Source organism: Bacteroides uniformis, from assembly GCF_025147485.1.
Taxonomy (GTDB): domain Bacteria; phylum Bacteroidota; class Bacteroidia; order Bacteroidales; family Bacteroidaceae; genus Bacteroides; species Bacteroides uniformis.
The window spans coordinates 3109968-3136656 of record NZ_CP102263.1; the positions used below are offsets into that span (position 1 = coordinate 3109968).

General features: G+C 49.9%; 18 protein-coding genes. 10 read left to right on the forward strand and 8 right to left on the reverse strand.

What is annotated here, in order from left to right; genetic code table 11:
- Positions 1-6 precede the first annotated feature (6 nt).
- The gene (locus NQ510_RS12305) at positions 7-1101 is read right to left on the reverse strand and encodes a UDP-N-acetyl glucosamine 2-epimerase (RefSeq protein WP_022401058.1); all 1095 of its coding nucleotides are present in this window, start codon (positions 1099-1101) and stop codon (positions 7-9) included.
- 152 nt (positions 1102-1253) lie between these two features.
- Here NQ510_RS12305 and NQ510_RS12310 point away from each other — a divergent pair, with 152 nt between their 5' ends.
- Entirely contained in the window at positions 1254-1880 is a 627-nt protein-coding gene (locus NQ510_RS12310) for a trimeric intracellular cation channel family protein (protein WP_005828294.1), read from the forward strand.
- Between the two features lie 188 nt (positions 1881-2068).
- Here NQ510_RS12310 and NQ510_RS12315 read toward each other — a convergent pair whose 3' ends face one another.
- Positions 2069-4972 carry a M16 family metallopeptidase gene (locus NQ510_RS12315; protein WP_005828298.1) on the reverse strand — a complete coding sequence of 968 codons (2904 nt, stop codon included), beginning with the start codon at positions 4970-4972 and terminating at the stop codon, positions 2069-2071.
- Positions 4973-5245: 273 nt separating this feature from the next.
- On the opposite strand from NQ510_RS12315, the gene NQ510_RS12320 reads away from it, so the two are divergent.
- A complete protein-coding gene (locus NQ510_RS12320; protein WP_005828302.1) occupies positions 5246-5749 on the forward strand; it encodes an RNA polymerase sigma factor in 504 nt (167 codons plus the stop codon).
- 146 nt (positions 5750-5895) lie between these two features.
- Positions 5896-7671, forward strand: a complete 1776-nt coding sequence (locus tag NQ510_RS12325; protein ID WP_025835515.1) for a biotin/lipoyl-binding protein — start codon at positions 5896-5898, stop codon at positions 7669-7671.
- 23 nt (positions 7672-7694) lie between these two features.
- Here NQ510_RS12325 and NQ510_RS12330 read toward each other — a convergent pair whose 3' ends face one another.
- The 3 genes from NQ510_RS12330 to NQ510_RS12340 all read right to left on the reverse strand — a co-directional run bounded on the left by NQ510_RS12330 (position 7695) and on the right by NQ510_RS12340 (position 13042).
- Positions 7695-10385 carry a hybrid sensor histidine kinase/response regulator gene (locus NQ510_RS12330; RefSeq protein WP_005828305.1) on the reverse strand — a complete coding sequence of 897 codons (2691 nt, stop codon included), beginning with the start codon at positions 10383-10385 and terminating at the stop codon, positions 7695-7697.
- Positions 10386-10401: 16 nt separating this feature from the next.
- Positions 10402-11592: a glycosyltransferase family 2 protein gene (locus NQ510_RS12335; RefSeq protein ID WP_005828306.1), complete on the reverse strand. Its 1191-nt coding sequence runs from the start codon at positions 11590-11592 to the stop codon at positions 10402-10404.
- Between the two features lie 247 nt (positions 11593-11839).
- The gene (locus NQ510_RS12340; RefSeq protein WP_005828308.1) at positions 11840-13042 is read right to left on the reverse strand and encodes a BamA/TamA family outer membrane protein; all 1203 of its coding nucleotides are present in this window, start codon (positions 13040-13042) and stop codon (positions 11840-11842) included.
- Positions 13043-13201: 159 nt separating this feature from the next.
- Here NQ510_RS12340 and NQ510_RS12345 point away from each other — a divergent pair, with 159 nt between their 5' ends.
- The 7 genes from NQ510_RS12345 (at position 13202) to nqrF (ending at position 20781) form a co-directional block, all read left to right on the forward strand.
- Complete coding sequence (locus NQ510_RS12345; RefSeq protein WP_005828311.1) at positions 13202-14602, forward strand: C1 family peptidase; 1401 nt, start codon at positions 13202-13204, stop codon at positions 14600-14602.
- A 227-nt stretch (positions 14603-14829) separates the two neighbouring features.
- Positions 14830-16179, forward strand: coding sequence for a Na(+)-translocating NADH-quinone reductase subunit A (locus NQ510_RS12350; protein ID WP_005828312.1), 1350 nt, complete (start codon positions 14830-14832; stop codon positions 16177-16179).
- A 53-nt stretch (positions 16180-16232) separates the two neighbouring features.
- A complete protein-coding gene (locus tag NQ510_RS12355) occupies positions 16233-17402 on the forward strand; it encodes an NADH:ubiquinone reductase (Na(+)-transporting) subunit B (protein ID WP_005828314.1) in 1170 nt (389 codons plus the stop codon).
- Positions 17403-17416: 14 nt separating this feature from the next.
- Positions 17417-18106 carry a Na(+)-translocating NADH-quinone reductase subunit C gene (locus NQ510_RS12360; protein WP_005828316.1) on the forward strand — a complete coding sequence of 230 codons (690 nt, stop codon included), beginning with the start codon at positions 17417-17419 and terminating at the stop codon, positions 18104-18106.
- 4 nt (positions 18107-18110) lie between these two features.
- On the forward strand, positions 18111-18749 hold the full coding sequence (locus NQ510_RS12365) for an NADH:ubiquinone reductase (Na(+)-transporting) subunit D (protein WP_005836455.1): 639 nt from the start codon (positions 18111-18113) through the stop codon (positions 18747-18749).
- Between the two features lie 113 nt (positions 18750-18862).
- A complete protein-coding gene (gene nqrE, locus NQ510_RS12370) occupies positions 18863-19489 on the forward strand; it encodes an NADH:ubiquinone reductase (Na(+)-transporting) subunit E (RefSeq protein ID WP_005828321.1) in 627 nt (208 codons plus the stop codon).
- Between the two features lie 17 nt (positions 19490-19506).
- The gene (gene nqrF / locus NQ510_RS12375) at positions 19507-20781 is read left to right on the forward strand and encodes an NADH:ubiquinone reductase (Na(+)-transporting) subunit F (protein WP_016272690.1); all 1275 of its coding nucleotides are present in this window, start codon (positions 19507-19509) and stop codon (positions 20779-20781) included.
- A gap of 264 nt (positions 20782-21045) precedes the next feature.
- Here nqrF and NQ510_RS12380 read toward each other — a convergent pair whose 3' ends face one another.
- The 3 genes from NQ510_RS12380 to NQ510_RS12390 form a co-directional block, all read right to left on the reverse strand.
- Positions 21046-22278 (reverse strand): DNA recombination protein RmuC, encoded by a 1233-nt coding sequence (locus NQ510_RS12380; protein WP_005828327.1) that lies wholly within the window; start codon positions 22276-22278, stop codon positions 21046-21048.
- A gap of 21 nt (positions 22279-22299) precedes the next feature.
- Positions 22300-23154, reverse strand: a complete 855-nt coding sequence (map, locus tag NQ510_RS12385; protein WP_005828329.1) for a type I methionyl aminopeptidase — start codon at positions 23152-23154, stop codon at positions 22300-22302.
- 101 nt (positions 23155-23255) lie between these two features.
- Complete coding sequence (locus tag NQ510_RS12390) at positions 23256-26678, reverse strand: AAA family ATPase (RefSeq protein WP_005828331.1); 3423 nt, start codon at positions 26676-26678, stop codon at positions 23256-23258.
- Positions 26679-26689: the final 11 nt, after the last annotated feature.

The window sequence follows — 26689 nt, forward strand, 5'->3', positions numbered from 1 at the left end:
GGAGGATTATGAATTGTTGCCGTTCAGTAGTGTCTGTACGATGCGTTCCGCCGTTCGTCCGTCCCAGCGGTCGGGCAGGGTGGTGTGCTTCCATTCTCCGTGCAGCAGCTTGTCGAGCGAGGCGGAGAGGGCGAAGGAATTTTCGCCTACCAGCTCGTTGGTACCGATGCGCCAGGTTTCGGGATGCTCGGCATAGGTATTGAGGGTGATGCAGGGGACGTCGAGGAAGGTAGCTTCTTCGGCGATGTTTCCCGAGTCGGTGACGATGCCCCGTGCCTGGTTGATGAGGAATCCGAAGTGCAGGTAACTCTGCGGAGGCAGGATGTGCAGGTTGGGAGCATTCACTTCCAGCGACTTCACCGCCTTTTGCACGTAGGGGTGTAGCGGGGCGACGATAGGCATGCCGCCGGCCTTCTCGATGACGGTCTGGAGCAGGGAGTGCAGTACGGCTTTCTTCTCCAGCAGGTCGCGGCGGTTGAGGGTGAGCAGCAGGTAGTTCCCTTTCCGCAGGCCGAGGCTGGAGAACCACATGGGCTGCACCAGGCGGTGGCGGTTGAAACGGATGGTGTCAATCAGTATGTTGCCCACGTAGTGGATATATTCGGGTATCATGCCCTCCTGGTTGAGGTTGCGGTTGGCCACCATGCCGGCGGTGAAGAGATAGTCGGAAATGGCGTCCACGATGGTGCGGTTCACCTCGCGGGGCATGTTCATGTCGAAAGAGCGTGTGCCGGCTATGACGTGCGCCACCTTCAGTCCGCGCTTCTTGGCGACGATGGAGCAGCTCATAGTGGCGGTCATGTCATCTACCACCAGTACGACTTGTGCCGGATGCCCGTCCAACTCCCGCTCGAAGGCGAGCATGATGGAGGCTGCCACCTGCGAGTGGTTGTGTCCGGTGACACCGAGGTAGGCATCCGGTTTCCTCATGGAAAGGTCGGAGAAGAGCGAGGCATCCAGGCTGGTGTCATCCTGCGGACCGGTGTAGACGATGCGGTAGGAGATGTTCTTTCCTGCCTCTCTGGCGGCGTCGATGGCGCGGCAGATGGGGGCTATTTTCATGAAGTTGGGGCGTGCGCCCGATACGATTGTTATTCTCATTGTCGTAGTTGGTGAAAAATGATACGACAAAAATACGTTTTCTTAGGGAAATTATTTGTTACTTTGCCTATTATTTTCAGAGTGTCTGTTGAAAATACACACTTATTCAATGTTTAATTTATAATTTATAATTTTTAATTCTCAAAGTGATAATGCCAACATTTGTTCAGATACTCGATTTCATTGGCACATTTGCCTTTGCCATCAGTGGCATACGCCTGGCCTCGGCCAAGCGGTTCGACTGGTTTGGAGCGTATGTGGTGGGTTTTGTGACGGCCATTGGCGGCGGTACGATACGCGACCTGTTGCTGGACGTCACCCCGGGCTGGATGACGGATCCCATTTACTTGATTTGTACCGGACTGGCCTTGTTGTGGGTCATCCTCTTCGGTAAACATCTCATCCATCTGCACAATACGTTCTTCATATTCGACAGTATCGGCCTGGCACTGTTCACGGTGGTCGGCGTGGGCAAGAGCATCGCGCTGGGCTATCCCTTCTGGGTGGCCATCATTATGGGCAGCATCACCGGGGCTGCGGGAGGTGTGATACGTGACGTATTCATTAACGAAATTCCGCTGATATTCCGGAAGGAGATTTATGCGATGGCTTGTGTGGTGGGAGGAACCTTCTACTGGATGTGCCATCTTCTGAGGATGGAGTCTTTCGTGTGTCAGATTGTGGGCGGTGTGACGGTGTTCGTTACCCGCATACTGGCGGTGAAGTATAGGATTTGCCTGCCTATCCTTTCGGGCAATGAAGAGGAGCAGGAAGGGTAGTCCGTTATCTGCTGTCTGAGAATCTCAGGGATTTTCCGGTGAAATTCCGGGCAATGTGCAAAAGAACTTCAGGTGTTAAATATAAGATTCCCCGGCATTTGGAACCGAAATGTCGGGGAATCTTTCATATTCCTCGTTCCCCTGATAAGGGGGAAAGAGGATGGGATTGCTAAGGGGATAAAACAAGGTTAGAACAATGCATCCTTCGTGTTGAAAAGTTTGCGTTCGTTCAGTTTCACTACCTTGCCGAATTTTTCCAGCCGCTTCAGGTCAATGTTCTTAGGGTTGCCCATGATGGAAATGCAGTAAGGTTTGTCTTTGATGTTCTCTTCGTAGAATTTCACGATGTCGTCAAAGGTCAGTGCATCTACTTTCGGCAGGTTTTCCTTTGCTGGGTCGTCCGTGTAGCCTCTGTAGCCCAAGTCTACCAGTTCCATGGCTTTGTTGCGGAAGCTGGGGTGACTGGTCAGCATGGCTTGGCGGAGGTAGCTCTTGATGTTGTCGATACGTTCCGGATTCTTCGGCATGTCGTTGACGAGACCCATCAGCACGTCCAGTGCATCGTTTGCCTTGTCGTTCTGGGTACCGATATAGCCGCGCAGATAGCTTGCTTTTCCGGCTATGCCTTGCGTGCCGACGAATGCGTAGGCTGTGTAGGCCATGGAGCGTTTTTCGCGGATTTCGTTCAGAACGATGCCGGTGAAGTCAAGGCCGAAGTATTGGTTGAATGCGCTACGCAGCACGTCGTCCTTTTTGTCAGCCTTCTGCATCGGGATGTAGAGGTGGATTTGGGCTTGTTCTGCATCGTTGTTAGGCAGGAAGTAGACGGTGTTTTCGGTCACCGGCATCATGTCCTTTGCCTGCGGGGAGTTGGACGGGCGTTCGTTGGCCACCAACGGGAGGTTCTTGCTCAGAATGTCGTATACTTGGTCGAAGGGGAGTGTTCCGGTAAAGAACACCTTTGCCTCGTAGTTGGAGGCACGGTTGATGTCGCCCGTCAGTTCTGAAATCTGTAATTCGTAAATCTCCTTGTCGGTCAGCTCCTTGATGTAGTCTGATTTCTCTCCGTAGAGCATGTACTGTCGCAGTGCTTCGTTCAGGATGCTGACGTTGTCTTTGCGCTGCTGGCGCATACCCATTGCCGAACCTTTCAGACGTGCCAGTTGCTTTTCGTCCAGTTTTGGCATCAAAATCTGGCGTGAAAGTAGCTGGCAGGCTTGCGGCAGGGTGGCTTCGTAGCCCTCCATGATGATGTAGAGGTTGTCATCATCGGCTGTCACGTGGCAGGTTGCGTTCAGCTTGCTGAGTTCTTCTTTCAACTCTTGCGGTTCGTAGGCCCCCATGATGCCTGCGTTGTTCATCAACTGGGCGGCATAGCCAAGTTTTGGGAATTCGCGTTCACCGGCTCCGTATTGTACAACCAACTGGAATACGTTATTCTCCTTGTTGGGTGTGTAGTACATCTTTGAACGGTCGTTCAGTTGCTTGATTTGCACTTCGCCGTAGTCTGCGAATTTCTCCTCCATCTGTCCGATGGGCAGGTTTTTGAATTGTGTTGCATAGAGCGATTCTTTTCCTATCGGAGGTTCTACGGGTTTGTAACCCGGCTTCTCAATCTTGGCGTTCTTGTCAGGCTTTCCTTTTTCGATATATAGGGCCAGGTAATTGTCTGACAGATATTTCTTGGCTACTCGCTTGATGTCGTCAGTGGTGATGGCCATAATCTTGTCCTTGTAATTGAGTATGTCGCCCAAGTCCTGCTCGTTGTAGAAGGCGTTCATCAGTATCATGGCCTTGTCCTCGTTCGACTCCATTTCCAGGTCGAACTGGCGGCATTTCTCGGCTTTGATGGCATCAATTTTCCAGTCCTCGAATTCTCCGTTGGCGATTTGCTGGATGGCTTTCAAGGCTTTCTTTTCGGCGCTCTTGGTAGACTCGAAACGGCGCTGGTTTTCGTCGTAGAGGGGAATGGCCGCTACGATGGCGCGTCCTTGTTCGCGGAAAGTACGGGTGTAGGCTCCGGCGCTGGTCAGTTCACCGTCCAGTACCAGCTTGTCCATAGTTCCGGTCTGACTGTTGTTGTTCAGCAGTGCCAGAGCGATGTCCAGAGCGTCTTCGTCGGGATGTCCGGCAGGTACTCCATTGAATACCATTGCCACTTGCGGGTAGAATCCTACTTTAGCCGAATACTGTTTGCGGCCCTTTATTTCGAGGTTCTGGTAGACCTTGCGTTCGGGTGCGGGCTTAGCAGCCAGACGTCCAAAGGCGGCATTGATGCGTCCGCTGATTTGTTGGGCTTTGATGTTTCCTACGAGTACCAGTACCATGTTTTCGGGGACATACCATTGTTCGTAAAATTCAATCAGCTTGCTCAAGCGGGGATTCTTCAGATGTTCGGGCAGGCCGATGATGGAACGGGAGTAAGGATGTCCCTCAAAAGCTTTCTCCATCACGAACTGGTTCTGTGCACGTCCCTGGTCATCTTGTGAACGGTTATATTCTTCGTACACGTTTTCCAGCTCCGACTGGAAGGAACGGAATACGGGATGCAGGAAACGTTGTGAGGAGATTTCCAGCCATTTGTTTATCTGATAGGCAGGGAAGGAGCTGTGATAGAAGGTCCAGTCATAGTAGGTGCCTGCATTCACCCCTTTGGCACCCATGCTTTCCATCAGGTTGGAGTATTCGTTGGGAAGTCCCAATTTTCCAGCTTTGACGGTCAGCTCATTGATTTCCTTGCTGATGGCTTCTTTTTTTGCCGGGTCGGCTTCTTCGGCCATCTGGTCGTACTTGGCGATGATTTCCTTGTAGATCGGTTCTTCTTCCGTCCAGTTCAGCGCGCCTATCTTGTCTGTTCCTTTAAACATGACGTGCTCCAGGTAGTGTGCAAGTCCCGTGTACTCTTCGGGGTCGTTGATGGAACCGGCACGTACGCCTACCAGTCCGAACACGTCCGATTTGGATTCATCTTCCCATATATATACGGAAAGACCGTTCTTCAGCTTGAACGCCTTCAGTCCTTGTCCAAAGGAGGGCAGGGAAATGATGAGGGCAGCCAGCAGAAGAAGTGACTTAAATTGAAATGATTTCATAAAATAAAGTGTTTTTATGTAATAAAAGTGTTTTCCTATATGTAGGCAAAGCTATAAAAAAATCACGTAACATTTACGAAATCTTCGGAAAAATGATGGTTTTCAGTATATAATATCACCCGTAAACTATCAGAGAGGGGGGTGTAAACTGTCAAATGATAGTTTTCCCCCCTAATAAAAACCGTATTCCGTCCCCCCGGGGCTTCAAATCTTCCTTATACTTGCAATCGTAAAACCTAAACCATTATTAACTATTTAAAAATTGAGCAAAGTATGAATACTTACAGTTTTAGAAAAGATTTACTTGCAGTGCAAGAAGAACTGCTTCGCTTTGCATACAAGTTGACAGCCGACCGGGAAGAAGCGAATGATTTGTTGCAAGAGACATCTCTCAAGGCTTTGGATAACGAAGACAAATTTGAACCCGACACCAATTTCAGAGGTTGGATGTATACCATTATGCGCAACATCTTTATCAATAATTACCGGAAAATAGTTCGCGAACAGACTTTTGTGGACCAGACGGACAATCAGTATCACCTCAGCATGCCCCAGGACTCTGGTTTTGCCAGTACCGAGGGTGCCTACGACCTGAAAGAAATGCATCGCATCGTCAATGCCCTTCCACGCGACTATAAAGTCCCTTTCTCCATGCATGTGTCCGGTTTCAAGTACCGCGAGATTGCCGAACGCCTCGGCCTTCCGCTCGGAACGGTGAAAAGCCGCATCTTCTTTACACGCCAGAAGTTGCAGGATGAACTGAAAGATTTCATCTGATAATAATTTGATAGTAGCAATATGATATATAACATATTGTCAGTGATGAATTTTTAAGGGTTATTCTTGACTATATGTCAGAATAATCCTTTATATTTGTATATGTTAAGTTAACCGAAGGAAAAAATCTCTTATTACTGACTATGATGAAAAAGGAAATTAAATTCAGTCTTGTTTACCGGGACATGTGGCAGTCGTCCGGTAAGTATCAACCCCGGGTAGACCAGTTGGTACGTATTGCTCCGTTGATAGTTGAAATGGGTTGTTTTGCACGCGTTGAAACAAACGGAGGAGCTTTTGAGCAGGTAAACCTTCTGTATGGTGAAAATCCCAACAAGGCTGTACGCGCCTTTACCGCACCTTTTAGGGAAGCAGGCATACAGACGCATATGCTCGACCGCGGGCTAAATGCACTGCGCATGTATCCCGTTCCGGCAGATGTGCGCCGGCTGATGTACAAGGTGAAGCATGCCCAGGGTGTGGACATTACCCGTATCTTCTGCGGATTGAACGAGACGCGGAATATAATTCCTTCTATCAAATATGCTCTGGAAGCGGGCATGATACCGCAGGCTACGCTCTGCATCACGTATTCTCCCGTCCATACGGTGGAATACTATGCCAGTATTGCCGACCGGTTGATTGAAGCCGGGGCACCTGAAATCTGCTTGAAGGATATGGCGGGCATCGGACGTCCGGGTATGCTGGGACAGCTTGTCAGAACCATTAAGGAGAAGCACCCCGATGTGCTGATACAATACCACGGGCATAGCGGTCCCGGACTTTCCATGGCTTCCATTCTCGAAGTCTGTGAGAACGGTGCCGACATCATCGATGTGGCGATGGAACCCATGTCGTGGGGCAAGGTTCATCCGGACATCATCTCCGTGCAGGCCATGCTGAAAGACCTGGGTTTCCAAGTGCCCGACATAAACATGAAAGCCTACATGAAAGCCCGTGCCATGACGCAGGAGTTCATTGACGAGTTCTTGGGTTATTTCATGGACCCCACCAATAAACATATGTCCTCACTCTTGCTGAAGTGCGGTTTGCCGGGTGGCATGATGGGCTCCATGATGGCCGACTTGAAGGGAGTGCATTCCGGCATCAACATGATACTGCGCGGTAAGAACGAGCCGGAACTCAGTCTGGACGACCTGCTCGTCATGCTGTTCGACGAAGTGGAATATGTATGGCCCAAGCTGGGTTATCCTCCTTTGGTGACTCCTTTCAGCCAGTATGTGAAGAATGTGGCTTTGATGAACCTCATGCAGCAGGTAAAGGGAGAGGAGCGTTGGACGATGATAGACAACCATACGTGGGACATGATTTTGGGCAAGAGCGGACGCCTCCCCGGTACTTTAGCGCCCGAGATAGTGGAACTGGCCAAGTCCAAAGGCTTTGAGTTCGTGGATACGGACCCGCAGCTGAACTACCCGGATGCTCTGGATACATACCGGAAAGAGATGGACGAAAACGGTTGGGAATATGGCGATGATGACGAGGAACTCTTCGAGCTTGCCATGCACGACCGACAGTATCGCGACTATAAATCCGGCGTTGCCAAGAAACGTTTTGAGGATGACCTGCAGCGTGCCAAGGATGCGGCAATGGCCAAAAACGGATACTCGGAAGAAGAAATCAAGAAGCTGAAGCGTGCCAAGGCAGACCCGATAATCGCGCCTTCCAAGGGGCAAGTGCTTTGGGAGGTTTCCGTCGAAGGTCCTTCTTCTGCTCCTTTCATCGGACGCAAGTACCAGCATGATGAGGTGTTCTGCTACATCTCTACGCCGTGGGGCGAATACGAGAAGATATGGACCGGATTTACCGGACGTGTGGTGGAAGTCTGTGCCAAGCAAGGGGATGTGGTCAATAAAGGGGATGTGATTGCTTATATCCAGCGAAGTGATATTTTTGCATAAAGTGGAGGATGACTGTTTTTCAGTCATCCTTTATCATCCAGCCATTTCTTGATGGTTTCCTTCAGCACTTCTTGAGTGAAGGGTTTGGTAAGGAAGTCGTTGCAACCTGCTTCCAGGGCAGCTTGCTTGTCGTGCTCGTAGGCATAGGCTGTAAGGGCGATGATGGGGACGTCCGGTACCAGTTCACGGATGATGCGAGTGGCGTCGATTCCGCCAAGGTTGGGCATTTTCATGTCCATCAAGATGAGGTCGGGGTGGACTTCCTCGAACATCGTTACGGCTTCCATGCCGTCTTTGGCATGTTTCAGCCGATAGAGTCGGCCTAAAATGGCGTTAATTAGGATGAAGTTGCTTTCTGTATCTTCGGCAATCAGGATGGTCTTGAAAGGAGGGGTAGGGAGTGCTCCGACCTCTTCATTCTTCGGGGAATCTCCGGGGGCTGCATTTTTGCCCCTCTGCTCTGTGGAGTGTGTCTCTGCTGTCGTTTCCTGGTTGTCCTCTTCTTTCTTTTCCGCCTCTGTTTTGCTGGTGGATTCCAGCGGGAGAACAAAAGTAAATGTGGTGCCTTTACCCACCTCTGAAGTGACGGATATGTTGCCACCCAGACGTTCGATGATGGTTTTGCAGATAGAAAGTCCCAATCCGGTGCCCTGGGCAAAGTTGTTCACCTTGACGAAACGTTCGAATACCCGGTCCACCTTGTCCGGTGCAATGCCCATACCCGTATCGGTGACGTGGAATGCTACATACTTGCCTTCCCGGCGATACCCGTAACTGATGTGCCCGCTGGTGGTGAACTTGAAGGCATTGCCTATCAGATTGGAAATGACCTGGAAAATCCGGTTCTTGTCTCCGTCAATCACGATATTCTCGTCAGAGGGTTCGTATATCAGTTCCACTCCTTCGGGACAGCGGAAAATATGTGCGTCGTGTATCTCCTTGCAGAGTGGATGGAGGCGTACGGGCGTGATGGTGAACTCCACGATGCCCGATTCTATTTTTGATAAGTCGAGGATTTCGTTAATGAGCTGGAGCAGGCGTTCGTTGTTCGATTCCACTATTTCGTAATAGCCTAGCCGTTCTTCCTCGTCGGTACTTTCGGCAATAATTCGTGAGAAGCCTACAATGGCATTGAGCGGTGTGCGTATCTCGTGGCTCATGTTGGCGAGAAAGGCAGATTTGAGCCGGTCGGAGGTCTCGGCTTTCTCCTTGGCTACGAGCAGTTCCCGTTTCATCTGTTCCATTTCCGTGATGTCCCATTCGATGTTCAGCAGGATGGGGGAGAAGTCGTTGCTTTCAATCTTCATCTTCCGTTTGTCCAGATAGATGGGATTTCCGTTTCCGTCGCGTTCTTCCGCAATCCAGTGCATCTCTTTGCCGGTTCTGGCTATTTCGATGTCTTGCGCCCTCTTTTCCTGAGCAGTCTCCAGAGGATAAAAATCGAAGTCGTCCTTTCCCAATGCCTCTTGTATGGGGATTTCGCGGTTATACGATTCGCGGTTGCGGTAGAGGTACTTGAAGTTGTTGTTGATGTCCTTCACAACAATGCCTGCCGGGAGGTTTTCGATGATTTTGTCCAAAATCAGGTAGAACTGTTTGATTTGTTGCTCATGCCGGATGCGTGTGGATACATCCCTTCCGAAAGTCCAGACCGTCCCTTCGCCTTTGTCACTCGTCACCCAATAGGCGTTTCCTTCTATGGCGAGTACTTCCGGACGCAGTGGCAACGGATTGTGAACAATATAGCCTTGGGAGGTTTCTCCGCGTTTGACACATTCTGCAAATTCTTTCCACGATTTTTTGTCTCTTCCATACGAAGGCAAGTCGTATATTTTCAGTTTCGTGATGTCTTGGGTATTGCCGATGCCATGCCGCTCCTTGAAGCAGCGGTTGCCGAATATCAGTGTACCGTCTTCGTGTGCCGAGTAAATATCTTCGGTGGAGTTGTCGATGGCATGCGTCAGCAGGTTGATGTCGTTGCGCCGTTGCTGAATGTCGGTGATATTCTGTATATATCCTTCCAGAATGGTATTTTTGTCTTTATGATATTCGCGTGCAAAGGCCTTGAGACGTATATAGAAAATCTTTTCCTGGAGCAGGATGCGATAGTCCACACTGTTTTCCATTTTCCCTTTCAGGTTTTCTTTCAGCCAGTTGGTGAAAGATTTCCGGTCTTCGGGAAGTATCAGTTTCAGATAGTCGTTCAGATTGATTTCTTGTGTCTCCTCTGTGCATAGGATATTGGTGTGTCCGGCATATTTGAAGTTCTTGGTGTCTGAATCGTATTGCCAGTTTCCGATAAGCGCAGCTTTTTGGATTTCATTCAGCTCTTGGTTTTTTCTTTCGAGTTCCAGCTTGCGCTGGCTGCGTTCCGTGATGTCGCGGTATTGGCAGAGTACCATTCCGTCAAAAGGGGACATGATGCACTTGAAAAAATAATTGGTACCGTTTAGGGCCATTTCGTAGTTATGGATAGAGCGTATTTTGTGCGTCAGTACTTTTTTAAAGTCCGGATAGATTTGGTTATAAGTGGATAAGGGCATTAGTTGGAACAGATTCTTGCCCAGCAACTGGTCTTCCTTCAAGAACCAGAGATTGATGTTGTAAACTGCAATATCCACACAAATACCGTCTTTGTCCAGAAGAATCATGGTGTCGGACGTCAGCTTCAACAGTCTCTCAGCGTTTTCAGCTTGTTTCAAAATGTTTTTCATTCTTACAGTATTAGTTTCATGCCCTTCTGGCCTTCTCCCATGCGCCGCTTGCATTGCCTGTGCGCTTGTGCAGGTAGTTGAATCCTCGTATGACGTTGACGTTCATGAAGAGGAAATAGTAGGGGATGAAAAGTATCTTGTTTTTTATATGCTTCATTGAAAGGTAGTACCCCCAACTTCCCATGAGGTAGAAAAGAGCTTGTAACAGCCAGATGATGGCATACAGTAATGGCGTGCTTGTCGTAAAGATGAGAATTGTGTTGAGGGGAAGCAATAGGAACAATAGGATAGGAGTGAGCGACCAGCGCAGCACCCGGTGGGAAATATATTGGAAACAGAATGTGCCGTAACGGAATGGGTTGAGCAGCGGACGCAGCCGCCAGATGGACTGCAAGCCCCCGGCAGCGATGCGCACCTTGCGCTTTTCTTCCTCGCGCATGTCTGCCGAGCCGCTTTCTACGGCATAGGCATTGGCACAATAGGCAATGGTGTGTCCCTGCATGACGATGCGCAGGGAGAGTATGAAGTCGTCGAGCAGCGTATCTGTCTGCATTTCCTCGAACAGCTCGCGGCGCACGGCAAACAGTTCACCCGCTGCGCCTACTGCCGAATAGAGGCGTGCGTCGAGCGCTTTGAGGGTGGATTCGTATTTCCAGTATAGCCCTTCTCCCCCCGAGGCAGCATTGTCCTTGCTTTGCACGGCGATACGTTTTTCGCCTGCCACGCATCCCACTTTAGGGTCGGTGAAGGCGTGCACTATCTCCCGCAGGGCTTCGCGGTTGAGGTGAGTATTGGCATCGGTGAACACGACAAGGGGCGTTTCTACGAAATGTATACCGCGGTTCAGGGCGGCTGTCTTGCCTTGGCGTTGGGGTTGGTGGAGGACGATGGCTTGCGGCCAGTGGGAGAGGCGTTCGTTGGTATGGTCGTTGCTGCCGTCGGTCACCCAGAGGATGCGTAGCTTGTCGGCGGGATAATCCAGCTCCAGGCAGTTGTGCATTTTTTCATCCACTACATCTTCTTCGTTGTAGGCGGCGATAAATAGCGTCAATGGGGGTAAAGCATCGTCGGCAGGCATCGGACGGGGCGCAGGCTTACGGAAACATTCTTTTATCTTGACCAGGATATATAATAGTATACCATATCCTATATAAGTATAGAACACTATGAATAAACTTATCCAGAAGAGTACTTCAAGGGCTTTCATGTATCCGCTCGTTTGCTTTCTTTTTTGATAAAAAGAAATGTGATTGCCAAAAGTATGGATAATCTTTTACCGATGCAAGAAAAAGAAAAGAAAAATAAAATGTTTGTTTCTCAAGGTGTTCCGATGTTATAAGGAAGTGGGCTTCCTATAGAGGTGAGCTTGAATAACCTTGTGAGTGAGAGGCGATTAAAGGCTTTCAATCATCATTCTCCATAGGAAAGGGATGGGCAGGTAGGCAGGGCGTTACTCAAAACGCTTCTGTCATATTGAAGTAAAACAACATCTGGTTGTTTACCGTGTTTTTGCCTAAATCCAGGCGGACGTTCATGCGTGGCTGTACCTCAATGCGTAGACCTACACCATAGTTGGGCAGTACACCCTCTATCTTGCCGGGAGTGGGGCCCATGAAGCCGCAGCCGGTCCAGGCTACAAAACCTATGTGGTTGAGCATCCGCTTCACCCAAGTGCTGCGGTCGGTATTGAGCATCTGTCTGTACTCTGCCATGACCACATGCGAGGACTTGTCGCGATATTGCCCCATGTAGTAGCCGCGCAGGTCGAAAGGCGTTCCGGTGAGGGCATATTGCGTCAGAGGGACGTCACCGAACACGTTCTTGGTCTGTGCCGTCCACGCGAGCACCCTGCGCTTGCCCAGTGACTTGTATTGGCGGTAGTCTATCTCTAGGCGGTAGAAGGTCTGGTCGCTGCCGATGAACTTGGCGTACATCATGCCGCGGAAATCCAGATACATACCACGGTAGGCGTTGGCAGGGACGTCACGGCTGTCGTATGTCAGCAGGAAACCGAGGCCGGAGTTGAAGTTGTTATAGCCATTAGCCGTACCGCCTGCCTCTTTGTACGAGGGTTCGTCCACCAAGAACTTGCCGGGCTCCGTCAAGTGGTCGTAATTGATGTCGATTTGAGGTCCGGCAAAGATATTGCTGTTGCCCAGTCGGAAAAGGAACCAGGGGTTGATTTGCACGCCGCTGTACCGGTATTTGCTGGTACTGTCGCTTCGTACATAATCTTTATTGGTATTATAGCCGATGCCGTAAAAGTTTTCTTCCGTATTTTTATAGCTGAACTTTCCGAAGATACGGAAACGGTCGCCCTTAAAGAAGAGTTGCGGTTTGGAGAAGAGATTGATGCCACCGTTGAACATGAAGGCGATGGCCATGGGCACTACGGAGCGCAGCTGCGTGGTGTCGCTGGGGTTCATACGGAAGGTCATTAGGGCGCTTCCTCCCAGCACGGCACCGAAGTCGGGGGTGTAGCTGGGTCCGCCCAGAATATTGTAATGCAGATTCCGACGCGCTACCTTTTGCTTGCGTAGTTCTTTTTTGGTCAGTGCAGGAACGCTGTCGTTTGTGGCGGCCGCAGTCTGTTCCTGGGCATAAAAGGTGGTGGCGAACAGCACCAGTGCGATAATGCTTAGTATATATCTTTTCATGTCGTACGAAATGTGGGTGCAAAGGAAACTATTTTATCCCGAATAGTTTTCACTGTAATAGATAATAAATCTAAAGATGTCACTAAAATTATCAAAAAAGACATTACTTTTGTCTGCTTCACGAAGCAAGACATCAATAACTAAAAACACATAATCTGAATGAAGAAACGATTTTTATCTGTAATTGTTCTGAGTGCCGCACTGTTCTCTGTGCAGGCACAAGAGGGAAAAGGGGGTATCAGCCCCGAAATGCTTGGACAAATCAAGCAAAGTTATCAAGGCACGGCTGCCGACAAGGCGCTCCGCAATGCCATAGGCAATAATGACATCCGTAAACTGGCACTCAACCAGGAGAATATGCAGGGCATGGATACCCACTTCTCCATCAAGGTAGAATCCAAAGGCATCACCGACCAGAAGTCGTCTGGCCGCTGCTGGCTGTTTACGGGGCTGAATGTGATGCGTGCCAAGACTCTTGCCGAATACGGTTTCCAGTCTTTCGAGTTCTCCGAAGTCTATCCCTTCTTCTGGGACCAGTTGGAGAAGGCAAACCTCTTCTTGCAAGGCATCATCGACACCTCCAAGAGTCCCCTGACTGATAAGACCGTAGAATGGCTCTTCCAGCATCCGCTGAGCGATGGGGGTACCTTTACCGGTGTGGCCGACATTGTTTCCAAATACGGCCTTGTTCCCAAAGATGCCATGCCCGAAACAAACAGCAGTGAAAATACCTCCCGCATGGCCAACCTCATCTCTCTGAAGCTGAAAGAGTATGGTCTGCAACTGCGTGACATGGCTGCCGCCGGTGCCAAGCCCGAAGCTCTGGAGAAGGAGAAAACTACGATGCTCGGAACCATCTACCGCATGCTGGTGCTGAACCTCGGTGTACCTCCCACGGAGTTCGACTATGTCCGCCACGATGCCAAGGGTAATCCTGTGGAGACAGAGCATCACACTCCCATGTCTTTCCTTGAGAAATATGGAGACAAACAACTGCTGACCAACTACGTAATGCTGATGAACGACCCCAGTCGCGAGTATTACAAGTGCTATGAAATAGACTATGACCGCCACCGTTACGACGGCAAGAACTGGACTTATGTCAACCTGCCCGTAGAGGACATCAAAGAGATGGCCATTGCCTCCTTGAAGGACAGCACCATGATGTACTTCTCTTGCGATGTGGGCAAGTTCCTGAACTCCGAACGCGGTCTGCTCGATGTGAAAAACTATGACTACGAATCACTGATGGGCACCACCTTCGGGATGGACAAGAAGCAACGTATCCAGACTTTCTCCAGTGGCTCTTCCCACGCCATGACCTTGATGGCCGTTGACTTGAACAAAGACGGAAAGCCCGTAAAATGGATGGTAGAGAACAGTTGGGGAGCCGCTTCCGGTTATCAGGGACATCTCATCATGACCGACGAGTGGTTCAATGAATACATGTTCCGTCTGGTAGTGGAGACAAAGTATGTTCCCGCCAAAGTGATGGAACTGTTTAAACAAAAGCCCGTCTGCCTGCCGGCATGGGACCCGATGTTCGCTGAAGAAAAGTGATGATAAGGATTAGGGGTTAGGGATTAAGGATTAAGGATTAGTGGGCTGCACTATGATTCCGCAGGGTATTAATCCCTAATTCTTAACCCCTAATCCTTGTTCTCGTGTTCGTTAACGAAAGGGATTACGGAAATTTCTCCGTAATTCCTTTCTTTTTTACTCTTTATTCACGTTCTTTTTTGCTACTTTTGCGGCAAATTAATGAAACCATTATTTTAAATAAACGCATGGCAAATGTAATTAAGTTACGTAAAGGCCTTGACATCAACCTGAAAGGCGCTGCTGCCCAGGAACTTGTGTCTGTTAAGGAACCGGGATTCTATTCGCTGGTTCCCGATGACTATACAGGCATCACTCCGAAAGTGGTGGTCAAAGAGCAGGAATATGTGATGGCCGGGGGACCCTTGTTTATCGACAAGAATCATCCTGAATTGAAATTTGTTTCGCCCGTTAGCGGCGTAGTGACAAGCGTGGAGCGTGGTGCACGCCGCAAGGTGCTGAACATCGTCGTAGAGGCTGCCACTGAGCAAGACTATGAGGAATTCGGCAAGATGGACCCGTCCAAGATGAGCGGCCAGCAAGTAAAAGAAGCTCTTTTGCAAGCAGGTATGTTCGCTTTCATCCGCCAACGTCCGTACGACGTTATCGCTGATCCGACGGTAACTCCGAAAGCTATCTTCATTTCGGCTTTCGACAGCAATCCGCTGGCTCCCGATTTTGAATTCGCGCTGAAGGGAGAAGAAGCAAACTTCCAGACGGGACTCGACGCTTTGTCAAAGATGGCAAAGACGTATCTGGGTATTAGTGTAAAACAAAAGTCTGCTGCTCTTGTGCAGGCAAAGAACGTTACCGTAACAGCTTTCGACGGACCACATCCGGCAGGCAACGTGGGTGTACAGATTAACCACATCTCTCCGGTAGTGAAGGGTGAAACGGTCTGGACCATCAGTGCCGAAGCCGTACTCTTCATCGGACGTCTGATGAATACCGGTCGTGTGGACATGACCCGTACGGTGGCTGTAACGGGTTCCGAAGTGTTGAAACCCGCTTATTGCAAGCTGAAAGTCGGCGCTCTATTGACGAACGTTTTCAAAGGTAACGTGACTACCGACAAAGACCTCCGCTACATCAGCGGCAACGTGCTGACCGGTAAGAAAGTTTCTCCGAACGGCTTCCTCGGCTCTTTCGACAGCCAATTGACCGTTATTCCCGAAGGAGATGAAATCCATGAAATGTTGGGTTGGATTATGCCGCGTTTCAATCAGTTCAGCGTCAACCGCTCTTACTTCAGCTGGTTGATGGGCAAGAAGGAATATGTGATAGATGCCCGTATCAAGGGTGGTGAACGTCACATGATTATGTCCAACGAATACGACCGCGTATTTCCGATGGACATCTTCCCCGAATACTTGGTGAAAGCAATCATTGCAGGTGACATCGACCGTATGGAGGCTCTGGGCATCTACGAAGTAGCTCCCGAAGACTTCGCTCTCTGCGAATTCGTATGTTCTTCCAAAGTGGAAGTGCAGCGCATCGTACGTGCAGGGCTCGATATGCTTCGTGCCGAAATGGCATAATCGGGGCGTATGGCAAATCGTAAATTGTAAATCGTAAAATCGTAAATATATTAATGAAAGCGTTAAGAAATTATCTCGACAAGATAAAGCCGAACTTTGAGGAAGGCGGCAAATTCCACGCATTTCGTTCGGTGTTTGATGGCTTCGAAACATTCCTGTTCGTGCCCAATGCCACTTCGAAATCGGGAACGCATATTCACGACTCCATTGACAGCAAACGCATCATGTCGATGGTGGTCATTGCGTTAGTACCGGCGCTGCTGTTCGGTATGTATAACGTAGGTTACCAGCATTTCCACGCTACCGGTGCTGCCGGAGGCTTCTGGGAAATGTTCATCTACGGTTTTCTGGCTGTATTGCCAAAAATCATTGTATCTTATGTAGTAGGTCTCGGCATTGAGTTCGTAGTGGCTCAGTGGAAGAAGGAGGAGATTCAGGAAGGTTTCCTGGTTTCCGGTATCTTGATTCCGATGATTGTTCCGGTAGATTGCCCGCTGTGGATTCTGGCGGTGGCTACTGCATTCTCTGTAATTTTTGCTAAGGAAGTATTCGGTGGTACGGGTATGAACGTGTTCAACGTAGCTTTGATTACCCGTGCATTCTTATTCTTTGCTTATCCTACGAAGATGTCCGGTGATGCCGTTTGGGTATCGGGCGACAGTATCTTCGGTCTGGGACAGTCGGTAGATGGTCTGACGGTAGCTACTCCGTTGGGTGCAGCCGCTACCTCGGGCGCCGTTCCGGAGTTCTCCTGGGACATGGTGACCGGCCTTATTCCGGGTTCTATCGGTGAGACAAGCGTTATCGCCATCGCTCTGGGTGCCATTCTGCTGTTGTGGACGGGTATTGCAAGCTGGAAGACGATGTTCTCCGTATTCGTAGGCGGTGCCTTCATGGCATGGGTGTTCAATGCAATCGGTCCCGACACTCCGATGGCACAGATGCCTTGGTACGAACACCTCGTGCTGGGTGGTTTCTGCTTCGGTGCCGTGTTCATGGCTACCGACCCCGTTACATCGGCACGTACAGAGACCGGTAAGTATATCTTCGGATTCCTGATTGGTGCCATGGCTATCATTATCCGTGTGCTCAACCCCGGTTACCCCGAAGGTATGATGCTTGCCATCCTGCTGATGAATATCTTCGCTCCGCTGATTGACTACTGTGTGGTACAGGGTAACATCAGCCGTCGCGAGAAACGTGCAATCAAGTCTAACAATTAAATACCGGAAAAGAAATGAATACCAATAGTAATAGTTATACTATCATTTATGCTTCGGTAATGGTTGTTATCGTTGCATTCCTGCTGGCATTCGTAAGTTCTTCCTTGCGCGAGACGCAGAACAAGAATGTGGAACTTGACACGAAGAAGCAGATTCTTGCTGCACTCAACATCAAGGACGTGAAGGATGCCGAAGCTGAATATAATAAATATGTAAAGGGCGATATGCTGATGAACGTTGACGGTACTCTGACAGAGAATACCGGTGCATTTGCTACCGCTTACGAGAAGGAAGCCAAAGAAAATAACCGTCTGCACGTATTCGTGGCAGAGGTTGACGGTGAGAAGAAATATGTATTTCCCGTTTACGGTGCCGGTCTTTGGGGCGCTATCTGGGGATATGTTGCGCTGAACAGCGACAAGGATACCGTTTATGGTGTTTACTTCTCTCATGCCAGTGAGACTCCGGGTCTGGGTGCCGAAATCGCCAGCACGCATTTCCAGGGGGAGTTCCCCGGAAAGAAAACGTTGGAGAACGGCGAGGTAGTCCTCGGTGTTGTGAAAAACGGTAAGGTAGAGAAACCTGACTATCAGGTGGACGGCATTTCCGGTGGTACCATCACTTCTGTAGGTGTGGATGCCATGTTGAAGGCTTGTCTGAGCAGCTACAAGAACTTTTTAACTAATAATAATGAGGAGGAATAAGAATATGGGACAATTGTTTTCAAAGAAGAATAAAGAAGTATTCTCTACTCCGCTGGGACTGAACAACCCCGTTACCGTGCAGGTATTGGGTATCTGTTCTGCTTTGGCTGTTACTGCCAAACTGGAGCCTGCCATTGTGATGGGTCTTTCAGTGACGGTGATTACAGCATTCTCCAATGTAGTGATTTCACTGCTGCGCAAGACGATACCCAACCGTATCCGTATCATCGTTCAGCTGGTGGTTGTTGCCGCGTTGGTAACTATTGTAAGTGAGATTCTGAAAGCTTTTGCTTACGATGTAAGTGTGCAGCTTTCTGTATATGTAGGTCTGATTATTACCAACTGTATCCTGATGGGACGCTTGGAAGCATTTGCCATGCAGAACGGTCCCTGGGAATCTTTCCTTGACGGTGTGGGTAATGGTTTGGGATATGCCAAGATTCTGGTAATCGTAGCCTTCTTCCGCGAGCTTCTGGGTTCGGGAACGCTGCTCGGTTTCAACATCTTGAACTATGAACCTCTGCAGAAGTTGGGCTATGTGAACAACGGCTTGATGCTGATGCCGCCAATGGCGTTGATTCTCTGCGCTTGCATCATCTGGTATCAGCGTGCACGTCACAAAGAATTGCAGGAAAAGCAGTAATAAATAAATGAAGAATGAAAAATGAAAGAATGAAAAATGGGCTGCTCTGCTGCAGTACAAGTTCTCATTGCTTTAATTCTTTAATTCTTTAATTCTTAATTTATCGAAGAGATATGGAACATTTAATAAGTTTATTCGTCCGCTCTATTTTTGTGGACAACATGATATTCGCGTTCTTCCTCGGTATGTGTTCTTACCTTGCCGTATCGAAGAATGTGAAGACTGCCGTAGGACTGGGTATCGCCGTAACTTTCGTGTTGGTGGTTACGCTTCCGGTCAACTATTTATTGCAGACCAAGGTGCTGGCTGCCAACGCAATCATTGAAGGCGTTGACCTCAGCTTCCTGAGCTTTATTCTTTTCATTGCTGTAATCGCAGCTATCGTTCAGTTGGTGGAAATGATTGTAGAGCGTTTCAGCCCTTCGCTGTATGCTTCACTGGGTATCTTCCTGCCGCTGATTGCTGTAAACTGTGCCATCATGGGTGCTTCCCTTTTCATGCAGCAGCGCATCACGCTGGGTGAGAGCGACCCGAAATTCATCGGTGGCATTGCTGATGCTGTCTCTTATGCGTTGGGCTCCGGTATCGGTTGGTTGCTGGCTATCGTAGGCTTGGCTGCCATCCGTGAGAAAATGGCCTATTCTGACGTTCCGGCTCCACTGAAAGGACTGGGCATCACGTTTATCACTGTAGGTCTGATGGCAATGGCATTTATGTGTTTCTCTGGTTTGAACATCTAAAAGAAAGGAATAAAACAATGGATATGAATATGATATTAGCAAGCATTGGAGTATTCCTCGTGGTTGTCATCCTGCTTGTTGTTATCCTGCTGGTTGCCAAGAATTTCTTGGTGCCTTCGGGTAATGTAAAACTGACTATCAATGGCGACAAGGAACTGGACGTAGCTTCCGGTTCTACATTGCTGAATACGCTGTCTGTAAACGGTGTGTTCCTTTCCTCCGCTTGCGGTGGTAAAGGTTCCTGCGGACAGTGCAAATGCCAGGTAATGGAAGGTGGGGGTGAAATCTTGCCTTCTGAGACTCCGCACTTCAGCCGTAAGCAAATACAAGATCACTGGCGTCTGGGTTGCCAGGTGAAAGTGAAAGGCGATATGGCCATCAAGGTTCCCGAAAGCGTACTGGGCGTAAAAGAGTGGGAGTGCGAGGTTATCTCCAACAAGAATGTGGCTACGTTCATCAAAGAGTTCATCGTTGCATTGCCCAAAGGCGAGCACATGGATTTCGTTCCGGGTTCTTATGCGCAGATTAAGATTCCTAAATATTCGATGGATTATGATAAGGACATTGACAAGAGCCTTATCGGTGATGAGTATCTGCCTGCATGGGAGAAATTCGGTCTGCTGGGCTTGAAGTGCCGCAATGACGAAGAAACCATCCGTGCCTATTCTATGGCCAACTATCCTGCCGAAGGCGACCGCATTATGCTGACGGTACGTATCGCCACGCCTCCGTTCAAGCCGAAAGACCAGGGCCCGGGCTTCATGGATGTAATGCCGGGTATCGCTTCTTCTTATATCTTTACCCTGAAACCGGGTGATAAGGTAACCATGAGTGGCCCTTACGGAGACTTCCATCCGATATTCGACTCCAAGAAGGAGATGATGTGGGTCGGTGGTGGTGCCGGTATGGCTCCGTTGCGTGCACAGATTATGCACATGACGAAGACACTGCACACTACAGACCGCGTGATGAATTACTTCTACGGTGCACGTGCATTGAATGAAGTGTTCTATCTGGAAGACTTCCTGCAGATTGAAAAGGATTTCCCCAACTTCAAGTTCCATCTTGCACTGGACCGTCCCGATCCGGCAGCCGATGCAGCGGGCGTGAAGTATACTCCGGGCTTCGTACACAACGTAATTTACGAGACTTACTTGAAAGACCACGAAGCTCCCGAAGACATCGAATACTACATGTGCGGTCCCGGTCCGATGTCGAAAGCTGTTGAGAAGATGCTCGACGACCTCGGTGTTCCGGCTCAGAACCTGATGTTCGATAACTTTGGCGGATAATCTTCCTTGTCCGTCTTGAGATAAAAAAAACTCCGGCTTGTCCTTCAGGGCTTTGCCGGAGTTTTTTGTTCGGGGCATTTCCTCTCTAATGAAAGAAAGTGGAGTGGATTCTTCGTCGCTTTTTCTTTATTCCTTGATATGAATCGGTGCATTTGCCAGAATGGCTGTTACTTCTCCGGTGGTAATTCCTGTTGACACAGACCTCGTATGAATGGTTCTTGGTGAAGGAGAATGCGGTCTTTCAGAGTTTTCATGTTGGATGTTTTATTGAATGTTATCGTTTTCCTCTTCTGTTTCTTCTTGAATGGTATCTTTGGGCAGCAATCTTGGAGAAATGCGTTTCTTGGGAGTGAGGCTCATGCCTTTCAGCATTTCGGCTTGGCGCACTACGCTGCCGTTACCGTCCGAGAGCTGGTTGAAGGCTTTGTCGTAATCCCTTTGCAGGCTGGCCAGCCGGTCGCCGATACCGAGGAAGGTGTCGGTAAAGCCTGCAATCTTTTCATATAAGATGGTGCCGCGCTTGATGATGGCCTGCACATTCTTTACCTGGTTCTCCTTCTTCCAAAGGTCGAGCGAGAGGCGCAGGGCGCTAATCAGGTTGGTGGGGCTCATTAGTACCACCTTTTTGTTGTAGGCATATTCCCAGAGGTGGGCATCGCTTTGGATGGCGAGGAGGTAGGCACCTTCGGTGGGGATGAACATCATAACGAAATCCGGTGATTGGGCGTCGTAATGCGAGTAGTCTTTATGGCTGAGCTCGTCGATGTGGGAGCGGACAGATTGCAGGTGTGCTTTCAGGAAGTGTGCCTGCTCCTCCTTGCTTTCGGCAGAGGTGTAGGCAGCATAGGCAGTCAGCGACACTTTGGAGTCGATAATCATTTCCCGTTCGTCGGGGTATTTCACGATGATGTCGGGCTGCATCTTCTGCCCGCTTTCCTCGTTGATGATGGCTTCGCCCCGTTCGTCTTTTAGAAACTCCTGGCGGAAGTAGTGTTCGCCTTCAATCAGTCCGGAGGCTTGCAACAAACGTTCCAGAATCATTTCGCCCCAGTTGCCTTGCATTTTGGAGTCTCCTTTCAGGGCACGGGTCAGGTTGTTGGCATCTTCGCTGAGGCGGTTGTTCAGTTCCACCAGTTCCTTGATGCGTTCACCCAGCGAGAAGCGTTCTTTGGCTTCGGTGCTGTATACTTGTTCCACCTTTTGGCGGAAGTCCTTCAGGTTATCGCCCAGCGGGCGGAGCAGATTGCCCAGGTGTTCGGTATTCAGCCTGGTAAAGTCTTCGGCTTTGCTCTGGAAGATACGGTTGGAGAGATTCTCGAACTCGGTGTTCATGCGCTTGTGCAACGCTTCGGCTTCTTCCTTCTGCAGCTTCAATAATTCTATTTCCTTCTTTGTCCCGCTGATTTCTGCCCTCAGTGCGGCAGACTTGCGGTCTGCCGCCAGATAGCCGACTACGGTTCCGATGATTATCCCTATAATCAGTAATACTATCTCCATAGGTGTTTTGAAGTGTCCGCCTTATTGTGTCAATATTTCGTTTCCGTCTTCAGTAATCAGGATTTGGCTTTCCCATTGGGCAGAAGGCAGTCCGTCGTCTGTGCAGACGGTCCATCCGTCGGCTTCGTCGATAAAGACTTCGTAGCTTCCCATGTTAATCATCGGTTCGATGGTGAACGTCATGCCCGGCACTATCAGCATGCCCGTACCACGTTTGCCGAAGTGTTCCACATCCGGTTCTTCGTGGAACTTGACGCCGCAGCCATGTCCGCAGAGGTCGCGTACCACGCTGTATCCGTTCTTTTCCGCATGCTCCTGGATGGCGGCGCCTACGTCACCGAGGCGTGCCCAGGGCTGTGCGGTCTGTATGCCTATGTCACGGCATTCTTTGGTGACCTGTACCAGTCTCTGCATGTCGGGGCTGACTTCGCCAATCATGAACATGCGTGATGCGTCGGCAAAGTAACCTTTGTAAATGGTGGATACATCGACATTTACAATATCACCGCTTTTCAGGAATTCCCTGGTGCTGGGAATGCCGTGGCACACTACATCGTTGATGCTGGTGCACACACTTTTGGGGAAGCCTTCGTACATGAAGGGGGCGGGGATGGCGTCGTGGTCTGTGGTGAAGCAATACACCATATGGTCAATTTCGGCTGTGGACATGCCTTCGCGAATGTTCTCGGAGAGATAATCCAGCAGGGCCGTGTTGATTTTGGCGCTTGCGCGGATACCGGCCAACTGCTCCTCGGTGCGGAGTGCGCTTCGCATCGGCAGTTTATATCCTTCTTTCTTATAATGTTGAATTTTGGCTTCTACTTCGTCGGAATAGTTTTTAGGAGTAAACCGGACTCCTTTCATGAACTTTTTCATTGTCTTTTCTTTTTTATGAGACTGCAAAAATACACAATAATGCAGGTGCTTGTACTATCAAGAGCCGAAAAAACATTCGTTTTCTTTATCCCGATACCAGCTTAGAGGGTATTCACCACTTTTATTTCGCTTCTTGAACTGTCTATCCTCCGTACTTGTATCTGGGTCTTTATGCGCTCTTTCAGTCCTTCCACGTGACTGATGATGCCTACCTTCTTGCCGCCCATCTGGTGCAGTTTTTCCAATGTGTCCATAACGGTGTTCAGGTAGTCGCTGCTCAGTGTGCCGAAACCTTCGTCGATGAACAGTGTGTCTACCGAGAGGCTCTGGCGGCTGAGGGAAGAAAGTCCGAGGGCAAGTGACAGAGATACTAGGAAGCTTTCGCCGCCCGATAAGGTGCATGCCGGACGTGCCGCACCTCCTTGATGGAAGTCGCGCAGCAGGATGGTGAGCGAACCGGCCTGGCATTCCAGTTCGTAGCGGTCGGTCAAGCGTTGCAGATAGAAATTGGCGCCTGCCAGCAGTTCTTTCAAGACGAAGCTCTGGGCTATGTTGCGGAAGTTCTTTCCCCGTTCGTCACCGAAGTGACGGCAGAGGCGGTCCCACTTCAGATACTCTTCGCGTAACCGGTCGGCACGTTCCTTTTCTTCCTTTATCCGGTCGATGTTACGGGTGTTTTCTTCCAGGCGTAACTTCTGCTGGCCGATGGATTGGTTGCCGACGGTTATCTTTTCTTCGAGATTCGCGATGAGTGCATCCAGGGTTTCGAGGTTCTCGTTTTCTTCTATTTCGGGCTTCCGGCTGATGTGCTCTTCCACTTGTCCGGTGGCCAGATGAAAGGCGGTCGATGCAGCTACTTCTTCCTCTTTAAGTGTCTGCAATGAGGCACGCAATGCTTCTATCCGGGAGCCGGACCAAGCGGATAGGACGGTGATACGCTCCTCGTCGAGAGTGGGGTTGGCGGCATAGAACCCGGTTAAATCCTTTTGCAGCCTTGCCATTTGTTCTGCGGTGGAGGATATGCTTTGTTTCAGTCCGCTTGCTTGTGTATTCAGATTATTCCAGGCAATCCCCAGGTCCTTGATTTCCATTTCCTGTGTTGCTGCAGGTGCGTTGCGCCAGTCGGGGAATGCGGCATCGATGCTTTCCTTGTTGATGTTTATCCCTTCCAGCTCTTTGTGGATAAGGGCAATGGCGGATTTCAGTTCTCTTTGTTTTTCCTGCGCCAGACGGTAGTTGCGCGTAGCTTGCGTCAGGCGGTCAATAAAGGAGAGGGGGGAGTTCTCCCATTCCGTGTTCCATCCTTCCCAGAGGATGTGGGGAGTGACGCGGTCCATGGTGGCACGTATGTTCTCCTTTTCGTTGGCGGTGAGCGACTCGTAATTGACGATGCTGTTTTTCAGCTCATTCAGCACTCTGTCGGCAGAGTTGAAGGCTTGGCGTGCAGCGTCCACATGTTTTTGGCATTCGTCCTTTTGCCGTTGCAGAGCTATGATTTGTGCGCTGAGCTTTTGAACTTCCGTGAGCTTTTCGTTCAGTTTGTCTGCTTCCAGCTTGTTCTCTTCCAGTAGCTTCTTCAGGGTTTCGCCGGTGGTTGTGGAGAGGCCGACGCCGTTGCATTGGGCGCATTTGGCCTGTGCGTCAGTGTGGGCAAGGTTGTAGCTCCGGAGCGCTCTTGCTGTGGACTGACGGGCATTCTCTGCCAGCGTTCCGTAGGTATTGGATTCTGTCCGGTTGTTGTTCAATGCCTGCTCGGTTTCCTTGTATTCTTTCTCTTTTGTTTCCAGGGAGGTGCGTATGGGAGCAAGGACAGACTGGAAATCTTCATCTTTGCAAAGCGATTTTATTTCTTGTCCGCACACGGGGCAAGTATCCCCGACGACAAGCCGGGAGCGTGTTTCCTTTGCCCACTCTTCTACGGCTTCCTTTTGCTTGTCGTAGAGGGTGCGGATGTCATCATAACTTGTTTTCTTGCTGTCGAATGCCGTTTGCAGGAGGACGTATTGCTTTTGGCACGCCTCCACTTTGGCGTTCAAAGCCTTTTCGTTTTCCTTCGCCTCGTTCAGTGTCCTTTCCGTTTCAGCCAGTAAAGACAAGGCGCTCAATGCTTGCAGCAGGTTCTCCCGTCCGGCATCGAGTTTGTTTTTCTTGTCTTGCAGGGCAGGGCGGTCCATGGTTTCAAGCTGCTTGTTCCGGAGGTTTATTTCGTTTTGCAATGTATGGTTCTCTTGTTCTTTCCGGGTGAGGGCAGCTTCCTTGTCGGTACGCTCCTTGACTTTTACGGGTTGTTGCGCGGCAAGTCTTTCAAGGTGCGCGTTGTAGGTGCCGATGCGTGTTTGGGCATCGAGTGCGGATTTTAGGCCGGTAATGATGGATTGGCTTTGCTCGAACATGGGCAGTAAGGGCGAATGCTCTTGCAAGTACTTCTCGGCACGATGCAGCTTGTCTTCTTGCTCTTTCAGGAAACCGCATAGCCACTTGCTTCCTCCGTCCAGCCGGGCAAAGGATGCTCTCAGTATCCCGGCTTGTGCATAGTTCTGTTGTTGTTGCTGTTGCTGCTGTTTCAAGGTAGAGAGCCAGTTGCGGGCATCGGCGGTGGCGTTCCATTCCTTAATCAGCAGTTCTTTCTGTTTGAATTCGTCCGATTGCAGTTGCGCTTGCTTCCCTTCCCACATCTTCTTTTGCTGTTCACGGGTGAGGAGGAGTTCGGAGTATTTTTTCAGCCAGTCCCTTTTTGCGAGGGCGGTGGTTTTCTGCTCATTGGCTTCCTTGACTCCGGCATTTTGCGTGGCTATGGCTTCCTTGATTGTGGAGACTTCTTCTTCTGCCAGGATGTGGATGCCTTCCAGCTTCCGGTTCTGGTTTTCGTATTCCGTCCGTCTTTCCTTGGTGGCGGCATATATTTCGGCACCTATTTCGGAGTAGATACTTGTACCGGTCAGCTTTTCCAGAATATCCGATTTTTCGCTTTCCTTGCTTTGCAGGAACTTGGTGAAGTCGCCTTGCGCCAGCATGGTGGTGCGGCAGAATTGTTCGAAGGTCAACCCCACTGCAGCTTGTATTTCTGCCTTTATCTCATTCTTTTTGTTGAGCTGTGCGCCGCTTTTCTTGTTTTCCAGTGTCCAGCGCACATCTTGCACGGCTCCTGAAATCTTGCGGTGTGCCCGTGCCACGTACCATCGGGCGGTGTAGGGCGTTTCGTTCGAGCCGGTAAACTCCAGCTCCGTCCATGCTTCACTGGTGTTACGGCGCATCAGTTGCCTGCTGTCGTTGATGGCAACATCTTCCTTTTTGGCAGAGAAAGTCTGGCTCAGGTCTTTGTATTTTTCGTTCTCGGCATGGTCCATGCGGGGCGTTTCGTTGTAGAGTGCCAGGCAGATGGCGTCGAGAATGGTTGTCTTCCCTGCACCCGTCTCACCGCAGATAAGGAAAAGGGATTCCTCGCTTAGCGGTCCGTTCTCAAAGTCGATGACGGCATCTTCTATGGAGGCAAGGTTCTTTATGGTGAGTTTCTGGAGTTTCATGTTCCGGACAA

What these genes read in the sequence shown, in the direction of transcription:
- NQ510_RS12305 (WP_022401058.1), bottom strand. Translation starts at nt 1,101, where the DNA reads ATGAGAATAACAATCGTATCGGGCGCACGCCCCAACTTCATGAAAATA.
- map (WP_005828329.1), bottom strand. Translation starts at nt 23,154, where the DNA reads ATGAAAAAGTTCATGAAAGGAGTCCGGTTTACTCCTAAAAACTATTCC.
- NQ510_RS12320 (WP_005828302.1), top strand. Translation starts at nt 5,246, where the DNA reads ATGAATACTTACAGTTTTAGAAAAGATTTACTTGCAGTGCAAGAAGAA.
- NQ510_RS12390 (WP_005828331.1), bottom strand. Translation starts at nt 26,678, where the DNA reads ATGAAACTCCAGAAACTCACCATAAAGAACCTTGCCTCCATAGAAGAT.
- NQ510_RS12345 (WP_005828311.1), top strand. Translation starts at nt 13,202, where the DNA reads ATGAAGAAACGATTTTTATCTGTAATTGTTCTGAGTGCCGCACTGTTC.
- nqrE (WP_005828321.1), top strand. Translation starts at nt 18,863, where the DNA reads ATGGAACATTTAATAAGTTTATTCGTCCGCTCTATTTTTGTGGACAAC.
- NQ510_RS12310 (WP_005828294.1), top strand. Translation starts at nt 1,254, where the DNA reads ATGCCAACATTTGTTCAGATACTCGATTTCATTGGCACATTTGCCTTT.
- NQ510_RS12360 (WP_005828316.1), top strand. Translation starts at nt 17,417, where the DNA reads ATGAATACCAATAGTAATAGTTATACTATCATTTATGCTTCGGTAATG.
- NQ510_RS12350 (WP_005828312.1), top strand. Translation starts at nt 14,830, where the DNA reads ATGGCAAATGTAATTAAGTTACGTAAAGGCCTTGACATCAACCTGAAA.
- NQ510_RS12315 (WP_005828298.1), bottom strand. Translation starts at nt 4,972, where the DNA reads ATGAAATCATTTCAATTTAAGTCACTTCTTCTGCTGGCTGCCCTCATC.
- NQ510_RS12355 (WP_005828314.1), top strand. Translation starts at nt 16,233, where the DNA reads ATGAAAGCGTTAAGAAATTATCTCGACAAGATAAAGCCGAACTTTGAG.
- NQ510_RS12380 (WP_005828327.1), bottom strand. Translation starts at nt 22,278, where the DNA reads ATGGAGATAGTATTACTGATTATAGGGATAATCATCGGAACCGTAGTC.
- NQ510_RS12335 (WP_005828306.1), bottom strand. Translation starts at nt 11,592, where the DNA reads ATGAAAGCCCTTGAAGTACTCTTCTGGATAAGTTTATTCATAGTGTTC.
- NQ510_RS12325 (WP_025835515.1), top strand. Translation starts at nt 5,896, where the DNA reads ATGAAAAAGGAAATTAAATTCAGTCTTGTTTACCGGGACATGTGGCAG.
- nqrF (WP_016272690.1), top strand. Translation starts at nt 19,507, where the DNA reads ATGGATATGAATATGATATTAGCAAGCATTGGAGTATTCCTCGTGGTT.
- NQ510_RS12330 (WP_005828305.1), bottom strand. Translation starts at nt 10,385, where the DNA reads ATGAAAAACATTTTGAAACAAGCTGAAAACGCTGAGAGACTGTTGAAG.
- NQ510_RS12365 (WP_005836455.1), top strand. Translation starts at nt 18,111, where the DNA reads ATGGGACAATTGTTTTCAAAGAAGAATAAAGAAGTATTCTCTACTCCG.
- NQ510_RS12340 (WP_005828308.1), bottom strand. Translation starts at nt 13,042, where the DNA reads ATGAAAAGATATATACTAAGCATTATCGCACTGGTGCTGTTCGCCACC.